Source organism: Catenuloplanes niger, from assembly GCF_031458255.1.
In the GTDB taxonomy this organism is placed as follows: Bacteria; Actinomycetota; Actinomycetes; order Mycobacteriales; family Micromonosporaceae; genus Catenuloplanes; species Catenuloplanes niger.
Genome location: NZ_JAVDYC010000001.1, coordinates 3,802,225 through 3,819,667, shown reverse-complemented (window position 1 = coordinate 3,819,667; position 17,443 = coordinate 3,802,225). Strand labels below are relative to the sequence as shown.

The 17,443-nt window shown below is 72.2% G+C and carries 17 protein-coding genes and 1 tRNA gene; 13 read left to right on the top strand and 5 right to left on the bottom strand.

Annotated features, from left to right (window positions below; all coding sequences use genetic code 11):
* Positions 1 to 32: 32 nt before the first annotated feature.
* The 7 genes from tmk to J2S44_RS16625 all read left to right on the top strand — a co-directional run bounded on the left by tmk (position 33) and on the right by J2S44_RS16625 (position 6,391).
* Positions 33 to 2,024 carry a dTMP kinase gene (tmk, locus tag J2S44_RS16655; RefSeq protein ID WP_310429717.1) on the top strand — a complete coding sequence of 664 codons (1,992 nt, stop codon included), beginning with the start codon at positions 33 to 35 and terminating at the stop codon, positions 2,022 to 2,024.
* Entirely contained in the window at positions 2,021 to 3,244 is a 1,224-nt protein-coding gene (locus J2S44_RS16650) for a DNA polymerase III subunit delta' (RefSeq protein WP_310429715.1), read from the top strand. The genes tmk and J2S44_RS16650 overlap by 4 nt, the downstream gene beginning before the upstream one ends.
* Before the next feature lie 202 nt (positions 3,245 to 3,446).
* On the top strand, positions 3,447 to 3,770 hold the full coding sequence (locus tag J2S44_RS16645; protein WP_310414445.1) for a YbaB/EbfC family nucleoid-associated protein: 324 nt from the start codon (positions 3,447 to 3,449) through the stop codon (positions 3,768 to 3,770).
* 20 nt (positions 3,771 to 3,790) lie between these two features.
* Positions 3,791 to 4,090 carry a type VII secretion target gene (locus J2S44_RS16640; RefSeq protein ID WP_310414443.1) on the top strand — a complete coding sequence of 100 codons (300 nt, stop codon included), beginning with the start codon at positions 3,791 to 3,793 and terminating at the stop codon, positions 4,088 to 4,090.
* Between the two features lie 25 nt (positions 4,091 to 4,115).
* On the top strand, positions 4,116 to 4,784 hold the full coding sequence (locus J2S44_RS16635) for a hypothetical protein (protein WP_310414440.1): 669 nt from the start codon (positions 4,116 to 4,118) through the stop codon (positions 4,782 to 4,784).
* A gap of 54 nt (positions 4,785 to 4,838) precedes the next feature.
* A complete protein-coding gene (locus J2S44_RS16630) occupies positions 4,839 to 5,267 on the top strand; it encodes a DUF1801 domain-containing protein (protein WP_310414437.1) in 429 nt (142 codons plus the stop codon).
* Positions 5,268 to 5,545: 278 nt separating this feature from the next.
* The gene (locus tag J2S44_RS16625) at positions 5,546 to 6,391 is read left to right on the top strand and encodes a PSP1 domain-containing protein (protein WP_310414434.1); all 846 of its coding nucleotides are present in this window, start codon (positions 5,546 to 5,548) and stop codon (positions 6,389 to 6,391) included.
* Between the two features lie 10 nt (positions 6,392 to 6,401).
* Here the strand turns inward: J2S44_RS16625 and J2S44_RS16620 are convergent, their stop codons facing one another.
* Together J2S44_RS16620 and J2S44_RS16615 are read right to left on the bottom strand one after the other, a co-directional pair.
* Entirely contained in the window at positions 6,402 to 8,123 is a 1,722-nt protein-coding gene (locus tag J2S44_RS16620) for a metallophosphoesterase family protein (RefSeq protein ID WP_310414432.1), read from the bottom strand.
* 91 nt (positions 8,124 to 8,214) lie between these two features.
* Complete coding sequence (locus J2S44_RS16615) at positions 8,215 to 8,721, bottom strand: DUF2231 domain-containing protein (RefSeq protein WP_310414429.1); 507 nt, start codon at positions 8,719 to 8,721, stop codon at positions 8,215 to 8,217.
* A 557-nt stretch (positions 8,722 to 9,278) separates the two neighbouring features.
* On the opposite strand from J2S44_RS16615, the gene J2S44_RS16610 reads away from it, so the two are divergent.
* Entirely contained in the window at positions 9,279 to 9,959 is a 681-nt protein-coding gene (locus tag J2S44_RS16610) for a hypothetical protein (RefSeq protein ID WP_310414426.1), read from the top strand.
* 136 nt (positions 9,960 to 10,095) lie between these two features.
* On the opposite strand, the gene J2S44_RS16605 is transcribed toward J2S44_RS16610, so the two are convergent.
* A tRNA-Thr gene (locus tag J2S44_RS16605) sits at positions 10,096 to 10,168 on the bottom strand.
* Positions 10,169 to 10,325: 157 nt separating this feature from the next.
* Here J2S44_RS16605 and J2S44_RS16600 point away from each other — a divergent pair.
* Positions 10,326 to 10,889 carry a type 1 glutamine amidotransferase domain-containing protein gene (locus J2S44_RS16600; RefSeq protein ID WP_310414423.1) on the top strand — a complete coding sequence of 188 codons (564 nt, stop codon included), beginning with the start codon at positions 10,326 to 10,328 and terminating at the stop codon, positions 10,887 to 10,889.
* Here J2S44_RS16600 and J2S44_RS16595 read toward each other — a convergent pair whose 3' ends face one another.
* Complete coding sequence (locus J2S44_RS16595; RefSeq protein WP_310414420.1) at positions 10,890 to 12,509, bottom strand: fatty acid--CoA ligase; 1,620 nt, start codon at positions 12,507 to 12,509, stop codon at positions 10,890 to 10,892.
* A 67-nt stretch (positions 12,510 to 12,576) separates the two neighbouring features.
* On the opposite strand from J2S44_RS16595, the gene J2S44_RS16590 reads away from it, so the two are divergent.
* Entirely contained in the window at positions 12,577 to 13,071 is a 495-nt protein-coding gene (locus tag J2S44_RS16590) for an NUDIX domain-containing protein (RefSeq protein WP_310414417.1), read from the top strand.
* Positions 13,072 to 13,108: 37 nt separating this feature from the next.
* Positions 13,109 to 14,365 carry an MFS transporter gene (locus J2S44_RS16585; protein ID WP_310429713.1) on the top strand — a complete coding sequence of 419 codons (1,257 nt, stop codon included), beginning with the start codon at positions 13,109 to 13,111 and terminating at the stop codon, positions 14,363 to 14,365.
* A 57-nt stretch (positions 14,366 to 14,422) separates the two neighbouring features.
* Here the strand turns inward: J2S44_RS16585 and ku are convergent, their stop codons facing one another.
* The gene (ku, locus tag J2S44_RS16580) at positions 14,423 to 15,487 is read right to left on the bottom strand and encodes a non-homologous end joining protein Ku (protein ID WP_310414414.1); all 1,065 of its coding nucleotides are present in this window, start codon (positions 15,485 to 15,487) and stop codon (positions 14,423 to 14,425) included.
* A 116-nt stretch (positions 15,488 to 15,603) separates the two neighbouring features.
* On the opposite strand from ku, the gene ligD (J2S44_RS16575) reads away from it, so the two are divergent.
* Both ligD (J2S44_RS16575) and ligD (J2S44_RS16570) read left to right on the top strand, forming a co-directional pair.
* Positions 15,604 to 16,536 (top strand): non-homologous end-joining DNA ligase, encoded by a 933-nt coding sequence (ligD, locus tag J2S44_RS16575; protein ID WP_310414412.1) that lies wholly within the window; start codon positions 15,604 to 15,606, stop codon positions 16,534 to 16,536.
* Positions 16,529 to 17,434: a non-homologous end-joining DNA ligase gene (gene ligD / locus J2S44_RS16570; RefSeq protein ID WP_310414410.1), complete on the top strand. Its 906-nt coding sequence runs from the start codon at positions 16,529 to 16,531 to the stop codon at positions 17,432 to 17,434. Before ligD (J2S44_RS16575) ends, ligD (J2S44_RS16570) begins: the two co-directional genes overlap by 8 nt.
* The last annotated feature ends 9 nt before the right edge of the window (positions 17,435 to 17,443 follow it).

Here is a 17,443-nt window from a genome sequence, read left to right as displayed (position 1 = left end):
TGCGGATCAGGCCGTTCCGGCGTCTCTGGATCGTGCTCGGTGTCGCGTCGCTCGGCGATTGGCTCGGCCTGCTGGCCACCGCGATCTTCGCGTCCGCGCAGGTCACCGGTTCCGCGGCGAAGGGACTGGTGTTCGGCTCGACGATCGCGGTGCGGCTGCTCCCGGCGCTGGTGCTCGGCCCGGTGGCCGGTGTGCTGGCCGACCGGTTCGACCGCCGGCTCACCATGGTCGTCTGCGACCTCCTCCGCTTCCTGCTGTTCCTCTCCATCCCGCTCGTCGCGCTGGCGGTGGACAACCCGGGCCTCATCGTGACCTGGGCCGCGATCGCCACGTTCCTGATCGAGGCGATCACGCTGATCTGGATCCCGGCCAAGGAGGCCGCGGTCCCGAACCTGATCCCGCGCGCCCGGCTGGAGATCTCCAACCAGCTGTCGCTGATCACCACGTACGGGATCACCCCGGTGATCGCGGCGCTCAGTCTCTCCGCGCTGGACGCGATCGTCCGCTCCGGCGTGGTGCCGCAGCCGCCGGAGTGGGGCGGGCCCGCGCAGCTGGCGCTCTACTTCAACGCGTTCTCCCGGCTCGCGCTCGCGGCCGTGGTGTTCTTCGGGATCAAGGAGATCAGCGGCCGCGGCGACCGGCGTGAGCAGCAGGACCAGGGCATGCTGCGCCAGTTCGCCGAGGGCTGGAAGTACGTCGGCAAGACCCCGATGGTCCGCGGCCTGGTGCTCGGCATCCTCGGCGCGTTCGGCGGCGGCGGCATCGTGATCGGCACCGCCCGGTTCTTCACCGCCTCGCTGGGTGCCGGTGACGCCGCGTTCTACCTGCTCTTCGGCACGCTCTTCATCGGTCTCGGTGCCGGCATCGGCCTCGGCCCGGTGATCATCCGGGATCTGTCCCGGCGCCGCTGGTTCGGCATGAGCATCGTGCTGGCCGCCGGCTCGGTGATGTTCCTGGCGTTCGCGATCCACCTGGCCATGGCGATCCTGGGCGCGCTGCTGGTCGGCGCGGGCGCCGGCATGGCGTTCCTGGCCGGCACCACGCTGCTCGGCGGCGAGATCGGCGACGACGTGCGCGGCCGGGTCTTCGCGGTGGTCAACACCGGCACCCGGATGATCCTGATGATCGCGATTGCGCTCTCCGGCGTGATCGTCGGCGCCGGTGGGTCCCGCCGGGTGGAGATCGCCGGGCTGAGCGTCTCGTTCTCCTCCACCCGGGCACTGCTGCTGGTCGCGGGCGCGGTCGGGATCGTCGCCGGGATAAGCGCGTTCCGGCAGATGGACGACAAGCGCGGCGTGCCGGTGCTGGCCGACCTGTGGGGCTCGATGCGCGGGCGCCCGCTCTCCGCGGCCGAGCCACGGCACGCCGCCGGCCTCTTCGTGGTCTTCGAGGGTGGCGAGGGGGCGGGCAAGTCCACGCAGGTCAAGGCGCTCGCCGCGGGGCTGCGCCAGCACGGCCGGACCGTGGTGGTCACGCGCGAGCCGGGCGCCACCGAGATCGGTGCGGAGATCCGCAACCTGGTGCTGCACGGCTCGCCGCCGGCACCGCGCGCGGAGGCGCTGCTCTACGCGGCCGACCGGGCCCACCACGTCGCCACCGTGGTCCGGCCGGCACTGGGCCGGGGCGAGGTGGTGATCAGCGACCGGTACATCGACTCGTCGCTGGCCTACCAGGGCGCCGGCCGGACGCTGCCGGTCGAGGAGATCTCCTGGCTGTCCTCGTGGGCCACCGGCGGGCTCAAACCGGACCTGGTGGTGCTGCTGGACGTGGACCCGAGCGTCGGGCTCAGCCGGGTCTCCGGCCGGGGCGAGGGCACCGACCGGCTGGAGAGCGAGGCGACCGCGTTCCACGAGCGGGTGCGGTACGCGTTCCTCGACCTCGCCGCCGCCGACCCGCGCCGCTACCTGGTGCTGGACGCGTCCCGTTCGCCGGAGGAGCTCTCCGGCGCGATCATGGACCGGGTGCTCGGCATGACCCAGGAACCCGACGAGTCCGCGGCCACAGTGGAGAGGAGCGCCGCCTGATGGACGTCTTCGCGGCACTGATCGGCCAGGACGAGGCCACGACCACGTTCCGGCGCGCGGCCGCCGAGGCGCACGCGCTGGTCGCGGCCGGCCGCGGTCTCGGCAACGAGGAGAAGGCCGAGGGCGGCGCCCGCACCGGCGCGATGACGCACGCCTGGATCATCACCGGCCCGCCCGGCTCCGGCCGCCTGGAGGCCGCCCGCGCGTTCGCGGCCGCGCTGCAGTGCCGCACCGGCACCGGCTGCGGCGAGTGCGACGGTTGCCACACCACGCTGACCGGCACCCACGCGGACGTGCGGATGGTGGTCCCGGACGGCCTCTCGATCGCGGTCAAGGACATGCGTGCGCTGGTGCTGCGCGCCGCCACCGCGCCGTCCGGCGGGCGCTGGCAGGTGGTCGTGGTGGCGGACGCGGACCGGCTCACCGAGGGCGCCGGCAACGCGCTGCTGAAGGCGATCGAGGAGCCCTCGCCCCGCACCGTCTTCCTGCTCTGCACGCCGTCCACCCACCCGGACGACATCTCGGTGACGATCCGCTCCCGCTGTCGCGTGGTGCCGCTGGTGCAGGCCCGCCCGGAGGCGCTGGCCGCCGCGCTGGCCGCACAGCAGGGCGTGCCGGCGGACGTGGCCGAGTGGGCCGCCTCGGCCGCGCAGGGCGACGTGGAGCTGGCCCGGCGGCTGGCCGGGGACCCGGACGTGCGCAAGCGGCGCGAGGCGGTGCTCGCGGTGCCGCGCAAGCTGACCAGCGTGGGTGCGGCGTTCGACGCGGCGTCCGCGCTGATCGAGGCCGCGGAGGCGGAGGCGGCCGCGCTGGTCGCGGAGCTGGACGCCACCGAGCGGTCCGACCTGGAGCGTGCGCTGGGTGCGGGTGGCACCGGCCGGGGCGCGTCCGGCGCGATCCGGGGCGCGGCCGGCCAGCTCAAGGAGCTGGAGAAGCGGCAGAAGTCGCGGGCCACCCGCGCGCAGCGGGACGCGCTCGACCGCGCGCTGGTCGACCTGGCCGGCTTCTACCGCGACGTGCTGACCGCGCAGTTCGGCGCGCCGGTCCGGCCGGTGCACGGCGACACCGCGGCGGGCGCGCGGGCCGCGGCCGAGAAGTGGTCGGCGGAGAGCACGCTGCGCCGGCTGGAGGCGGTGCTCGGCTGCCGCGAGGCGATCACGCTGAACGTGAAGCCGCGGATCGCGGTGGAGGCGATGATGCTGTCGCTCTGGAAGGGCTAATCCCATTAACGGGATTTTCATTCTTCGATAGGTTCGTGTGCGGAGGGATTACATCGGCGGCCGTTGACCGGTAGTGTGCTCAGCCGTAACGGAGGGCACACATTGAGCCATCTTCACCCTGGCCCGTGCGGCCGGCCGACGCGGTGCCGGTCCGTGGTCCGGGTGCGCCGGGTGGAAAAGGTCATCGGTGAGGGAGCCGTGCATGCCCCGCGAGATCGACGAGGCGTGGGTCGACGAGGCCATCACGCGCTATCGCCGAATCCAGACCGCGCAGGCGGATTTCGACCGCGCCGCGGCGATGGTCGCGGTGACCGTCCGCTCCTCGGACGGCACGGTGGAGGTCGACGTCACCGCGACCGGCGTGATCACGGAGGTGCGGATTCTCGGCTCGCTGCACGGCCGCACCGGCCGGGACCTGTCCGCGGCGGTCACGGCCGCCGTCACCGCCGCGACCGAGGCCGCACGCTGGGCGCGGGAGAAGCTGCGCGCCGAGGCCTTCGCGGACTACCCGTCCCTCGCGGACTGACTGACTTCAGGGAGCCACGGATGGAGAGCATGCGCGAGGCCGCCGACCGACTCGACGGCGCCGCGTCGACCCTGGACTCGGCGTACCGGAAGCTCGTCGACCTGGAGGCGCCCACCTGGATCGGCGCGGACGCGCCGGGCCGCCTCGGCGAGCTGCACCGCTCGCTGCGCACGCAGTGGACCCGGGTGGTCGAGGGGCACGCCCGGGAGGCCGCGTCCACCGCGGCCCGGCTCGCCGGTGCGGCCGAGTCGTTGCGCATCGCGGCGGCCGCGTACGCCGAGACCGACCACGCCGCCGCCGCCCGATTCCGAAGCCGATAACCGATTTATCGAGGCATTTCCTGAGATGGACCAGCTGGACGCGCTCGCCGAGCCCGCCGCCGACCTGTTGCACCGGGTCGACGACGCCCTCCACGCCCACGGCGCCCCCACCGAGCACGACCTCTGGCCGCTGCTGCGCCGCCTCGGCGCGCTCACGCTCCCGTCCGTCGAGGCGATCATCGCGTTGCGGCCCGCCCCACTGCTCGCCGCCGGCGCGTCGCTGCGCCAGGTCGCCCGGGAGTACGCGGAGGCGCGCGACACCATCGGCACGCCGCAGGACTGGGCGGGCGCGGGCGCGGAGGCGTTCGAGCGGTACCGGGCCGGGCTCGCCGACCACCTGGCCGGCGACAGCGCCAGCCTGGCCGGTCACCTGGCGGCCACCGCGGACTACACGGACGCACTCGACTCGTGGATCACGTCCTCCCGGACCGCGCTCGCGTCGGTCCTGGCCGCGTCGCTGGCCTCCGCGGAGGCGGTCACGCTGGTGACCGGCGCCCCGGACGACGAGGTGGCCACCGCGACCGCGGCCGCGGAGATCGCGGCGCGGGTGCTGGGCGTGGTCGCGGAGACCGTCGAGGCCGGCGAGGTGCTGCACGCGGAGTGGACCGAACGGCTGGCCGACATCGGCTACCGCGAACCGGCCGACGAGCCGCTGCCCCGCCCGGACGGTCGCGTGCTGCGGACCCGTTACTGACCGCTGTGCGAATCTGTGCGACAGCGGGACCGCATCCGGCCTACGGTGGGCGGCATGGCTGAGCCGAAGACCCGGCGGACCGCGGCGAGCGTGCCCGGCTTCCTCGCGTCCGTCACCGACGCCCGCCGCCGGGAGGACGCGGAGACCGCCTGCGCGCTGATGGCCGACGTCACCGGCGCCGAGCCGGTCCTGTGGGGGACCAGCATCATCGGCTTCGGCGCGTACCGCTACGAGTACGCGTCCGGCCGCAGCGGCGACTGGCCGGCGGTCGGCTTCGCACCCCGCCGCGCGGCGCTGACGTTCTACCTGCTGCCCGGCTTCGACGGCTACGACGAGATCCTGACGCGGCTCGGCCCGCACTCACTCGGCAAGTCCTGCCTCTACGTCAAGCGGCTCGCGGACCTGGACGCCGAGGCGCTGCGCGAACTGGTCGCGGGCGCGTTCACCCACGTCAACGGGCGAACCCTCACCTCGGGGACCTGACCCACACGCCTCCACGGGGTGACGGCGGCGCCGCGGGGCGGGACGGCCGGTGCCAAGAGCCGCTCCGGCCGCGACGCCGCCGCCGTTTCCTGCACCCCCCGCAGGTCCTGTGGACATCTGCGCAACCGCGCGCCCGCCGGATCCGACACGGCTCGCCCGACTGTCCTGCCCGGACGGTCGGCAGATATTGACCGACCGGCTTGAATCGCGTGTATGAGGACAAATGAGGGTGCTCCGCACCACTCCCCGATGCTCGTTCCACGACGTAGGGTGAAGGGATGGGGATGCTGTGTGCGGTGAGTTTCAACCGTTATGGGCGCCTGTATTACCTCGATCCGGGCGATTTGCGCCCCGCCGTGGGCGACAAGGTGCTGGTGCCCACGGACGACGGGCCCGAGGTGGCCGAGTGCGTGTGGGCCGCGCAGTGGGTCAGCGAGGACACCGACGGCTTCCCCCGGCTGGCCGGCCTGGCGACGGAGACCGACCTCAAGCGTGACGAGGCCCAGCGCCGCCGCAAGGCCGAGGCCAAGGTCGCCGCGAAGCGCCTGATCCGCGAGCACGACCTGCCGATGAAGGTGGTCGCGATCGACCACGTGCTGGAGTCCACCGGCGGCAACGGCGGCGCCCGCACCACCATCTACTTCACCGCGCCGCACCGCGTCGACTTCCGTTCGCTGGTCCGCGACCTCGGCGCCACCCTGCACTGCCGCGTCGAACTGCGGCAGCTCTCCGCCCGCGACTCCGCCCGCGTCCAGGGCGGCATCGGCTCCTGCGGCCGCGACCTGTGCTGCGCCACCTTCCTCACTGACTTCGAGCCGGTCACCATCCGGATGGCCAAGGACCAGGAGCTCCCACTCAACCCGCTGCGCATCTCCGGCGCCTGCGGCCGCCTGATGTGCTGCCTGAAGTACGAACATCCCCTGTACCAGAAGTTCCAGGCCACCGCGCCCGCGATCGGTTCGCGGGTCACCACGGACCACGGCGACGGCAAGGTCGTCGGCCACAGCGTCCCGCGCGACGAGGTCGTGGTGCGGCTGGACGCCGACGGCTCCCGGTGCTCCTGCTCCCGGGCCTCGGTCTGCGGCCCCCGCCAGGCCCACGACGCGGCGTACCCGCAGGCCTGACGGGCCGGGCTCAGACGCGGATCGGCCGCTCCTCCGCCAGGTGCGGGCGCAGCGGGGTGGCCGGGACGATCCACGGGGAGTGCTCGGGGGCGTCCGGTGCGGCGGCCCAGCGGCGGTTGACCGTGCGCAGCGCGATCGGATAGACGGTGAGCGTGCCGTCCGCGGCGAGGTGCATGCGGAGGAACGACTTGGCGTCGTCGATGCCCTGGCCGGCGAAGAGCTCGTTGACGTTGACGGTGAAGAAGTTGGCGATCACCAGGTAGAGCGCGAGCAGTTCGGTGCCGAGGAAACCCGCGACCGGGCCGTAGACGACCGCGGCCGTGACGACCTGCCACTCCCAGGTGGACAGCGGGCTGCTCAGCCAGGCCCAGGTGCCGAGCGCGGCCGCCGACAGGTGAGCCAGGCCGTGCGCTATGCCGATCAGCCAGTGTTTGGCGTACCCCCGTTGGCCGATTCTCGGGGGTTTCGCGAACGCGATCGTGGCGCCGAGCACGAAGCAGAGCATCAGGCCCAACGGCAGCGTCAGGAGCTGGGGTGACGACTCCTCGCCACGCACGGCGCCGCTCATGGTGAGCATCAGCATCGTGTGCACGATGCCGATGAACGTGGCGAAACCCGGGTTGTTACGTGGCAGGCGCCAGAAGATCCCCGGCAGGTGACGGCGGGACTCCCGTACCGTGGGGAATCGGCCCTTGATCGTGTAATCGCGGGGCGTGCTGGCGTTCCGGACCAGGGTGTCGCGCGGCGGCACCGTGATCGTCTCGGGCAGCGTGTGCGTCGCGACCAGGTACGCGCCGCCGCCACCGCAGGTGATCAGCTCCCGGTCCGGGCCGGAGTAGCGCGCGTAGTGGTGCAGGTCGCCGCTGAGCATCAGGCGCACCGGTGCACCGGTCGGCGCCAGCACCTTGCGCACGAAGTAGTCGACCGAGTCGTACGCGCCCGGCCGGTCCGCCGCCTTGACCCAGGTCGGCGCCGGCACCGCGAGGATGATTCGGTCCTCCGGCCGGATCCGGTCCGCGACGTCCTGGAAGTACTCGAGCTGCGGGTCGTCGATGTACGACCCGGCCTGCTCGTCCAGGCCCAGCAGCCACCAGCCGTGCGGCAGCTTGACCGCGAAGTAGGACCGACGCTGCTCGGTGCGCCAACCGCCGAACTTCGCGTCCCGCCGCCGCGCGAACAGCCGCAGGAACGCGGTGAGCCCGTCGTACCAGTCGTGGTTGCCCGGCACCGCGAACAGCGTCGGCTGGACGCCGTCCGGCGGCGCGACCGGCAGCGCGGCCTCGTAGGGCCCCTTCGACCGGTTCTCGTAGGCCTCCCCGCTCGCCGTCGGATAGACCTGGTCACCGCCCATCACCAGCAGCCGGCCGCGGGGCAGCGGCCGGTCCACGCCGTCCGGACGCAGCTCCGGCTGCGCCAGCAGATAGGCGATCGAGTACGTCGCGTCGAACCCGTCGCCCAGGTCCGCCACGTAGTCGATCCACAGCTCGTCGGCGTCGCTGTGGTCGTGGTCGGGTACCGGGCCGAGCGCGATCTGCATCTCGCGCTTGTCCAGATAGGCACCGAACAGATGCGCCAGCAGCGTACGCAGGCCCGCGTTGATCAGCAGCAGCGGCGACAGCCAGGGCACCGGCGGCTGCGGGGTGAACCCGAGCTCGCGTGGATCGAGGGACGCGGGACGGCGCCGGACGCGGGGCTGGGCCTCCGCCGGCACCTCAGTCGGATCGACGGTCACCCCGAAGAATCTATCGGGAATCGTTAACAGTCACTCGACACGCACTCGACGCCGGTCGATCCCCGCGCCCGGCCACGGGCTGGAGATCTGCTCACCGCGCGCCGACGATCGCCCCGATCGCCCGCACCGCACGTCGCCGCAACGTCGCCGGCCGCGCCTCGTCCTCGGCCGGCGTCTCCTCGACCAGCTCGCCCGCGAGCCACGCCGCGACCGCGCCGCCCAGCAGCACCAGCGTCTCGACCGCCACCAGCATCGCCCCGGCGGCCCGCTCCGGGTCGCCGACCCGGACCAGCCAGATCACCGCGAACATCGCCAGCACGCCACCGTTGATCAGCCCGTGCGCGATCGCGACCCGCCGGGCCCGCGTCCCCGGCTGCAGGAACAGCAGATCGACGAGGCCGGCCAGCCCCGCGATGCCGGCCGCGAGCAGCCCACCCACCACCTGCCAGTACCCGGCCATCGCGAGCAGCGCCGGCCCGCCCATGAGGTGGAAGAGATCGAAGATGATCCCGGTGACGAACAGGCCCATCGGCAGCATGAAGAGCATCAGGTGGACCGAGTGCCCGGAGACCTTGAGTCGGCTTTCCACGATCGTCACCCGCTCCCACCCGCCCGGCGTGCCGTCGTGAGGTTCGGTACCCGAGCCCGTATGGACCAAAACGCTGACCTGAGGTGATGCGATACGCACAGATGGTAGTACCGCCTGGGCGTACCCGCGATTCTCGTACGGGTGCCGACCCGGCGCACGGTCCGGTGACGGACAGACGCCCGCATAGTCACGGAGCGATACGGAGCGTAGGGTCGGCCTTGCCTTCGATGCATCGGAGGACCTGATCCGGCACCGGTGTACAGCCCGTGTTCCCACGGCCTGAAGACGTCCCGGACCTCGGTCACCGCGCTGTCGTCCTCGCCATCGGGACCGCGTCAACCGTGCACGGCACGTAACCACGAGCGGCCCGGAACGAGGCCGTCGCGGCCCGTGCGGCCGACCACCGTCGTGCTCGGTCACGTCCTCACAGTCGTGGAGGTTTTCCCATGGTCCGAACCCCTGTTCGTCGATATCGACCCGGCTCGTACAGTCGTCGCCGCGACGTTTTCACCCGGTGTGGCGCGCCGACCACCACCTCACCGCGTACCGGCGCGGTCCGCCTGGCCGTGACGGGTCTGCTGGCCGGCGTCATGATCGTCACGCTCGCCTCCGCCGCCGGCGCGGCCACCCCGACCGGCCGGCAGGCCGCCGAGGCCGCCGTCGGCGTCACCGGGATCACCGCCGGCGTCGCGACCGACCGGGGTGGCCCCGGCTCGGCGCGTGGCATTCCCGGCACCGCCATGCTGCAGCCGGAGGATCTCGGCGGCGCGGTGACCTCACCCGTCGACGCGGACCGGTGGAATGCGCTGCGGCCACCACGGCCCTGCGCCGAGACGAATCGCTACGGCGGGCTGCCTCCGCGCCGGGACCGGGCGATCTCCGCCATGGTCGCGGTCGGTGAGTCCCCGACGGTCGTCGTCGAGTGGGTCGGCAGCTTCCGGGCGAACGGCGCGCAGCGCTACCTGCGTGCGGCCGTGACGAACTGCGACGACACCGATCAGGGCGGCGGCCGGTGGACCGTGCTGTCGACCGGCACCGCGGGCGCGGAGTCGCTGCTGCTCCGGCTGACGGAGACGTTCCAGTACGCCGGCGAGACGATGACCAGGAACACCTATCTCGTGGTGGTCCGCACCGGTCGCACCGTGGTGATGGTGGCAGACGTCGGGTGGGAGATCTCCGACGGCCAGCGGTCGCTCGTCGAGCGACTCGTCACCCCGGCGATCCAGCGCGCGCGCACTTTGCGCTGACCGGCTCGCGCCGCTCCGTGAGCCGCGCCGTGCCGGTCTCGGGCCGCACCACCGCGGCCGGGCCGGCGGCGCACGACCGGGACGGTGCACGACGAAGCCCCTGGCCACCGAGGTGACCAGGGGCTTCGCTCTGCTGAGCCGCCTGACGGAATCGAACCGTCGACCTTGTTATTACGAGTAACACGCTCTACCGACTGAGCTAAGGCGGCAACGCCCACTCAATATACGTCACGCCCTCGGCCACCCGACACCGAGATCCCCCTCCGCGCGCCGGGCCGGGTCAAGGCAGGTCACAGCGGGCGCTGGTTTCGGCGGGGGAGGGGCGGGAATGCCGGAGGCGTAGCCGAACGGAAGGGATGAACCGAGATGACTGCGGTGCTGGAGGGCAAGCGGGTCGCGTTCCTGGCGACGGACGGCGTGGAGGAGGTCGAGTACACCCAGCCGCGGCAGGCGGTGATCGACGCGGGCGGCGTGGCCGAGCTGGTGTCGATCAAGTCCGGTGAGATCCAGGCGATGGAGCACATGGACAAGTCGAAGACGTACCCGGTGGACAAGGTGGTGAGCGACGCCAGCGAGCAGGAGTACGACGCGCTGGTGCTGCCCGGCGGCGTGGCGAACCCGGACTTCCTGCGCACGGACCCGGACGCGGTGCGGTTCGTACGGTCGTTCTTCGACGCGCACAAGCCGGTCGCGGCGATCTGCCACGGGCCGTGGACGCTGGTCGAGGCGGGCGTGGTGGACGGGCGCACGCTGACGTCCTGGCCGAGCCTGCGCACCGACCTGGCGAACGCGGGCGCGACCTGGGTCGACGAGGAGGTCTACGTCGACAACGGCCTGGTGACCAGCCGCAACCCGGACGACCTGCCCGCGTTCTGCGCGAAGATGGTCGAGGCGATCGCCGAGGGCCCGCACGTCCGCCAGCACGCCTAGCTAGCCCAGGGTCGAGACGGGCAGCGAACCGTCGGCGTACGAGGAGCGCACCCGCTTCTTGTCGAACTTGCCGACCGACGTCTTCGGGACCGCGGGGATGAACGCCCACCGCTCCGGCAGCTGCCACTTCGCCACCCGTGACGACAGGAACTCCCGGAGTTCCGCGGCGGTGGCGGACACTCCCTCGCGGAGCACCACGGTGGCGAACGGGCGCTCTCCCCAGCGGTCGTCGGGCACGCCGACCACGCACGCCTCCAGGACGGCGGGGTGTGCCATCAGGTGGTTCTCCAGCTCGACCGAGGAGATCCACTCGCCGCCGGACTTGATCACGTCCTTGGCGCGGTCGGTGAGCGTGAGGAAGCCGTCGGCGGAGAGCGTGCCGACGTCGCCGGTGCGCAGCCAGCCGTCCCGGAACTTCTCCGGGTCGGGCCGGTCCTCGCCGAGGTAGCCGGCGGTCACCCACGGGCCGCGGACCTCCAGCTCGCCGACCGCCTCGCCGTCGGACGGCACCACGTCGCCGAGCGGGCCCACGATCCGGGCGGCCACGCCGGCCGGCACCCGGCCCTGCGTGTACCGGTAGGGCCACGGGTCGACGCCGGCCGGCGGCCGGGACACCGAGCCGAGCGGGGACGTCTCGGTCATCCCCCAGGCGTGCACGATCGTGATCCCGAACCGCTCCTGGAACGCGTGCATCAGCGCGGGCGGGCACGCCGACCCGCCGACGATCACCTCGCTCATCGAGGACACGTCGGTGGGTTCCGCGTCGAGGTGGGCGAGCAGGTCGGTCCAGATGGTCGGCACGGCCGCGGCCTTGGTCGGGCGCTCGGCCGCGATCATCGGCGCGATCGCGGCGCCGGCCATGAACCGGTCCGGCACGACCAGCGACGCGCCGGACATGAAGCACGCGTACGGCAGGCCCCAGGACATCGCGTGGAACATCGGCACGATGGCGAGCATGGTGTCGAGCGCGCTCAGCCCGAACGACTCCGGCGTGCACACCTGCATGGAGTGCAGCCAGATCGAGCGGTGCGAGTAGGCGACGCCCTTCGGGTGGCCGGTCGTCCCGGACGTGTAGCAGAGCGCGGCCGCGTCCTGCTCGTCCAGCTCCGGCCAGTCGAACTCGGTGGGGCGCCCGGCCAGCAGCTCGGACCAGGAGTGCACCTGCCAGGGGCCGGCCGGGACCGCGGCGGCCGAGCCGTTGACCACCACGTGCTCGACCGTCTTCATCGTCGGCAGCACCTTGGCCAGCAGCGGGACCAGCGTCTCGTCGACCAGGACCACCCGGTCCTCGGCGTGGTTCGCGATGTAGGTCAGCTGCTCGGGGAAGAGCCGCAGGTTGAGCGTGTGCAGCACCGCGCCCATGCTCGGCACCGCGAAGTAGGCGGTCAGGTGCTCCGCGTTGTTCCACATGAAGGTGGCGACGCGCTGGTCACCGGTCACGCCGAGCTCGTCGCGCAGCGCGTGGGCGAGTCGTGCGGCGTCCGCCCCCACCTGGGCGTACGTCGTGCGGCGGGAGCCGGAACCGGTCCAGGTGGCAACGTGGGCGCGGCCGTGCACGGTGCTGCCGTGCTCGAGCAGGCGGGAGACGAGCAACGGATTCGCCATCATCGTGCTACGCATGCGCACCAACGTTAGGTGACCGGGGTCACAGTGCGGAAGGGTTCGGGCGCTGTGAAAAACTGCGGTCATGGTCAGCATTCCGTGGGCGGACTCGTACATGGGCCAGATTCGCGAGCTGGCCGGCGATCGGGTCCTGATGTTCATCGCGGCGCGTGCGGTGCTGCACGACGACCGCGGCCGGGTGCTGCTGATCCAGCGGTCCGACAACGGGCACTGGGCGCTGCCGGCCGGCGCGATGGAACTGGGCGAGTCGATCACCCAGTGCGCGATCCGCGAGGTGCGGGAGGAGACCGGGCTGAACGCGCACCGCGTCACGCCGTACGCGATGTACTCCGGCGCGGACTACACGTTCACGAACATGTGGGGGCACACGTACCAGCACTTCGTGACCGGCTTCCGGGTCGACGAGTGGGACGGTGAGCTGCAGCGCGTGACGGACGAGAGCCTGGACGCGATGTGGTTCGACCTCGCCGACCCGCCGTTCCCGCTCCCCGGCACGGTGGCGCGCACGCTGGACGACCTGACCGAGTTCGAGCGCACCGGAATCCTGGTAATGAAGTAGCCCGTTCCCGCAAGATCGGGCAGCATGCCGGTACGTGATGGACCTGTCCCCGCTGCGGATCTCGCGCGACTTCCGGCTGATCTTCTCGGCGTCCACGGTCTCCGGCTTCGGGTCCTACATCAGCCTCATCACGATCCCGTACCAGGTCGCGCAGATGACCGACGACCCGCTGATGGTGGGGTTGCTCGGGGTGGCCGAGCTGGTGCCGCTGATCATCATGTCGTTCGTCGGCGGCGCGCTCGCCGACTACGTGGACCGTCGCCGGCTGGTGCTGATCAGTGAGGCCGCGCTCGCCGTGCTGGCACTGGTCCTGCTGCTCAACTCGCTGCTCGCGGACGCGCACCTGTGGGTGCTGTTCGGGGTCGCCGGGCTGACCGCCGCGTTCGAGGGCATCCAGCGCCCGGCGCTGGAGGGCACGATCCCGCGCGTGGTGCCACTGGAGAAGCTGCCCGCGGCGATCGCGCTGAACTCGCTCAGCGGCCAGGTCCGGCAGCTGGCCGGCCCCGGCCTGGCCGGGGTGCTGATGGCGACCGTGGACCTGCACTGGGTCTACGCGTTCGACCTGCTCACGTTCGTGGTGTCGCTGTGCTGCCTGTGGCTGGTCCGGGCGGTGCCGCCGCCACCGGCCGCGGAACGCCCGTCGGTCCGCTCCGTGATCACCGGCATCCGGTACGCGCGCAGCCGCCCCGAGCTGCTCGGCACCTACCTGGTGGACATCAACGCGATGTTCTTCGCCATGCCGTCCGCGCTCTACCCGTTCATGGCCGACGATCTCGGCGGCCCCGAGGTGCTGGGGTTGCTCTACGCCGCGCCCGCGATCGGGTCGATGCTGGCCTCGCTCACGTCGAGCTGGACCGGGCGGATCCACCGGCACGGCCTGATGGTGGTGCTGGCGGCCGGTGCCTGGGGCGTCGGCATCATCGGCGCGGGCCTGGCGACCTCGCTGTGGCTGGTGGTGGCGTGCCTGGCGTTCGCCGGCGCGGCGGACATGATCTCCGGCGTGTTCCGGATGACGATCTGGGGCCAGACCGTCCCGGACCACCTGCGCGGGCGCCTGGCCGGCATCGAGATGATCTCGTATTCGGTCGGCCCGCTGCTCGGCGGCACGCGTGCCGGACTGGTCGCCCGGGTCACCGGCGTGAGCGGCTCGATCGTCACCGGCGGCATCCTGTGCGTGCTCGGCACGGTCGTGCTCGCGGCCGCGCTGCCGTCCTTCCTCCGGTACGACGGACGCGACGGCCTGGAACGCAAGCGCGCCGCCGACCGGGAGTGGGCGGCGCGCTCAACCGCCTGACCGCGCGGCCGGGAGCGGCACGGACGTCCGCGTCGCCCGGCCCGGGGCACCGGGCCGTCAGGACGCCTTCTTCGAGGCGGTGCTCTTGGCGGCCGTGGTCTTCTTCGCCGCTGTCGTCTTCTTGGCCGCGGCGGTCTTCTTCGCCGCTGTCGTCTTCTTGGCCGCGGCGGTCTTCTTCGCCGCCGCCTTCTTCGCCGGGCCGGCCTTCTTGGCGGGAGCCGCGTCATCGCCGGTCTTCTTCGCGGCCGTCTTCCGCCCGCCCGAGCCCGAGGTGGACGACTTGGCGGCCGGGGCGGCCTTCGCCGTACCGTCGCCGTCGCTCGTGCCCGATGACGCCGATTCGCCGCGCGCGGCGCGGGCCCGTTCCACCGACGCGCGCAACGCGGCCATCAGGTCGGTCGCGCCCGGTGCCGCCTCCTCTTCCTCCTCCGGCGCGACGATCTCCCGGCCCTCGACCTTCGCGTCGATGACCTCCTGGAGCGCCGCGCGGTAGTTGTCGCTGTAGGCCTCCGGGTCGAAGTTCGCGGCCATCGAGTCGATCAGCGACGAGGCCATCGCCAGCTCGGCCGGGCGGACCTCGATGTCGTCGTCGAGGAAGCCGAACTCGGGCGCGCGCACCTCGTCCGGCCAGAGCATCGTGTTGAGCAGCAGCACGTCGTCGTGGACGCGCAGCGTGGCGAGCTGCTCGCGCTGGCGCAGCGCCACCTTGACGATCGCCACCCGGTCCGCGTCGCCGAGCGCCTCGCGCAGCAACACGTACGGCTTGGTCGCGGCGCCGTCCGGCTCCAGGTAGTACGCCTTGTTGTAGAGGATCGGGTCGACCTGGTCGGCCGGCACGAACTCCAGCACCTCGATCGCGCGCGAGGTGGAGAGCGGCAGGTCCGCGAAGTCGTCGTCGGTCAGCACCACCATCTCGCCGCCGCCGATGTCGTACCCCTTGGCGATGTCGTCGTACTTGACCTCTTCGCCGTCGACGGAGCAGACCCGTTTGTACTTGATCCGGCCGCCGTCCTCCCGGTGCACCTGATGGAACCGGATGTCCTTCTCCTCGGTGGCCGAGAACAGCCGCACCGCGATCGACACCAGGCCGAACGAGACGGCACCCTTCCAGATAGCCCGCATTGTCGCTCCAAACCGCTGCTGACCGGCCGGAACCCCCGCCCGACGTTTGGCCCGGTATCTACGAGGATCGCACCGATCGGCACATCGCGCGAGGTTTTGGGCCTAGGCTCCAGAGCATGGCGGCCGGGCCACGCCCGATGCTGGCCACGTCGGGTGAGCTGCCCGCCGGTGCCGGCTGGGCGTTCGAGTTCAAGTGGGACGGCGTTCGCGCGCTCGCCGACGCCGCCGGCGGTGTACTGCGTCTCGCGGCCCGGTCCGGCGCGGACATCACGGTCGCCTACCCGGAGCTGACACCGCTCGGTGGCCTGCTCGGCGACGCGCTGCTGGACGGCGAGATCGTGGTGCTGCACCAGGGCCGGCCGTCGTTCCAGCTGCTCGCGGAGCGGATGCACGTGCGCGATCCGGCGCGGGCCGCGCGGCTCGCGGCGACCCGGCCGATCACCTACATGATCTTCGATCTGCTCCGGCAGGACGGCGTGGACCTGACGGGCCTGCCCTACACGGAACGGCGGGCCCGGCTGGAGGCGCTGGTCTCGGACGGGCCGCGCTGGGCGGTGCCGCCGACGTTCCCGGACGGGCCGGTCACCCAGGCGGTGGCGGAGGAGAACCGGCTGGAGGGCGTGGTCGCGAAGCGGCTCACCTCGACCTACCTGCCGGGCACCCGATCGCCGGACTGGATCAAGATCAAGATGGATCTGACCGGCGACTTCGTGATCGGCGGCTGGCGGCCGGGCGTGCGCCGGATCGGTGGCCTCCTGGTCGGCGTGCCGGGACCGGACGGCCGGCTGCTGTTCCGCGGCCGGGTCGGCGGCGGCATCGGCGCCGCGACCGAAAAATCGCTGTTGGCGCTGCTGGAGCCGCTGGTAACCGGCGCGTCACCGTTCGTCTCGGTGCCCCGCGAGGATGCGCGGGGCGCGATCTGGGTAGACCCCGTGCGGGTGGTCGAGGTCAAGTACGGGCAGCGCACGCTCGACGCCCGCCTGCGTTTTCCGCGTTTCCTGCGTCTTCGTCCGGACAAGTCGCCCGGGGAGGTGACCGACGATGCCTGACCGGATGCTGGTCGAGGTGGACGGCCGCGAGGTGGAGCTCTCCAACCTCGACAAGGTGCTCTACCCGGACGCCGGCTTCACCAAGGCCGAGGTGATCGACTACTACACCCGGGTCGCGCCCGCGCTGCTGCCGCACCTGCGCGGGCGCCCGCTGACCCGGATCCGCTACCCGAACGGCGTCGGCGGCCAGTTCTTCTTCGAGAAGAACGCGCCGCCCGGCAAGCCCGGCTGGGTGCACACCGAGACGTTGCCGGTGCCGAACTCCACGCACGGCCGCGAGACGATCGACTTCGTGGTCGTCGACGACCTGCCCACACTGGTCTGGGTCGCCAACATCGCGTCGCTGGAGCTGCACACGCCGCAGTGGCGGGTCGGCCTCGACCCGGACCTGCTGGTCGTCGACCTGGACCCCGGCGCGCCGGCCGGGCTGCGCGAGTGCTGCGCGGTCGCGGTGCTGATGCGCGACCGCCTGGCCCGCGACCACATCGAGTGCTATCCGAAGACGTCCGGCAAGAAGGGCATGCAGCTCTGCTGCCCGATCGCCGGGACACAGAGCGCCGAGATCATCAGCGGGTACGCGAAGCGGGTCGCCGAGGAACTGGCACGCGCGGTCCCGGGCGGCATCACGGCGCGGATGGCGAAGCAGCTGCGCCCCGGCAAGGTCTTCATCGACTGGAGTCAGAACAACGCGTTCAAGACCACGGTCGCGCCCTACTCGCTGCGCGCGCTGCCCACCCCGACCGCGTCCGCGCCGCTGACCTGGGACGAGGTCGAGTCGATGGCGTGCGGCGACGCGGCGGCCCGGCAGCTGTCCCCGTCGGAGGTGCTCGCCCGCCTCGAATCCGACGGGGACCTGCTGCATCCGCTGCTGTCCGGCGGCCCGGAGGTGCCGCCCTAGGCGCTCCTC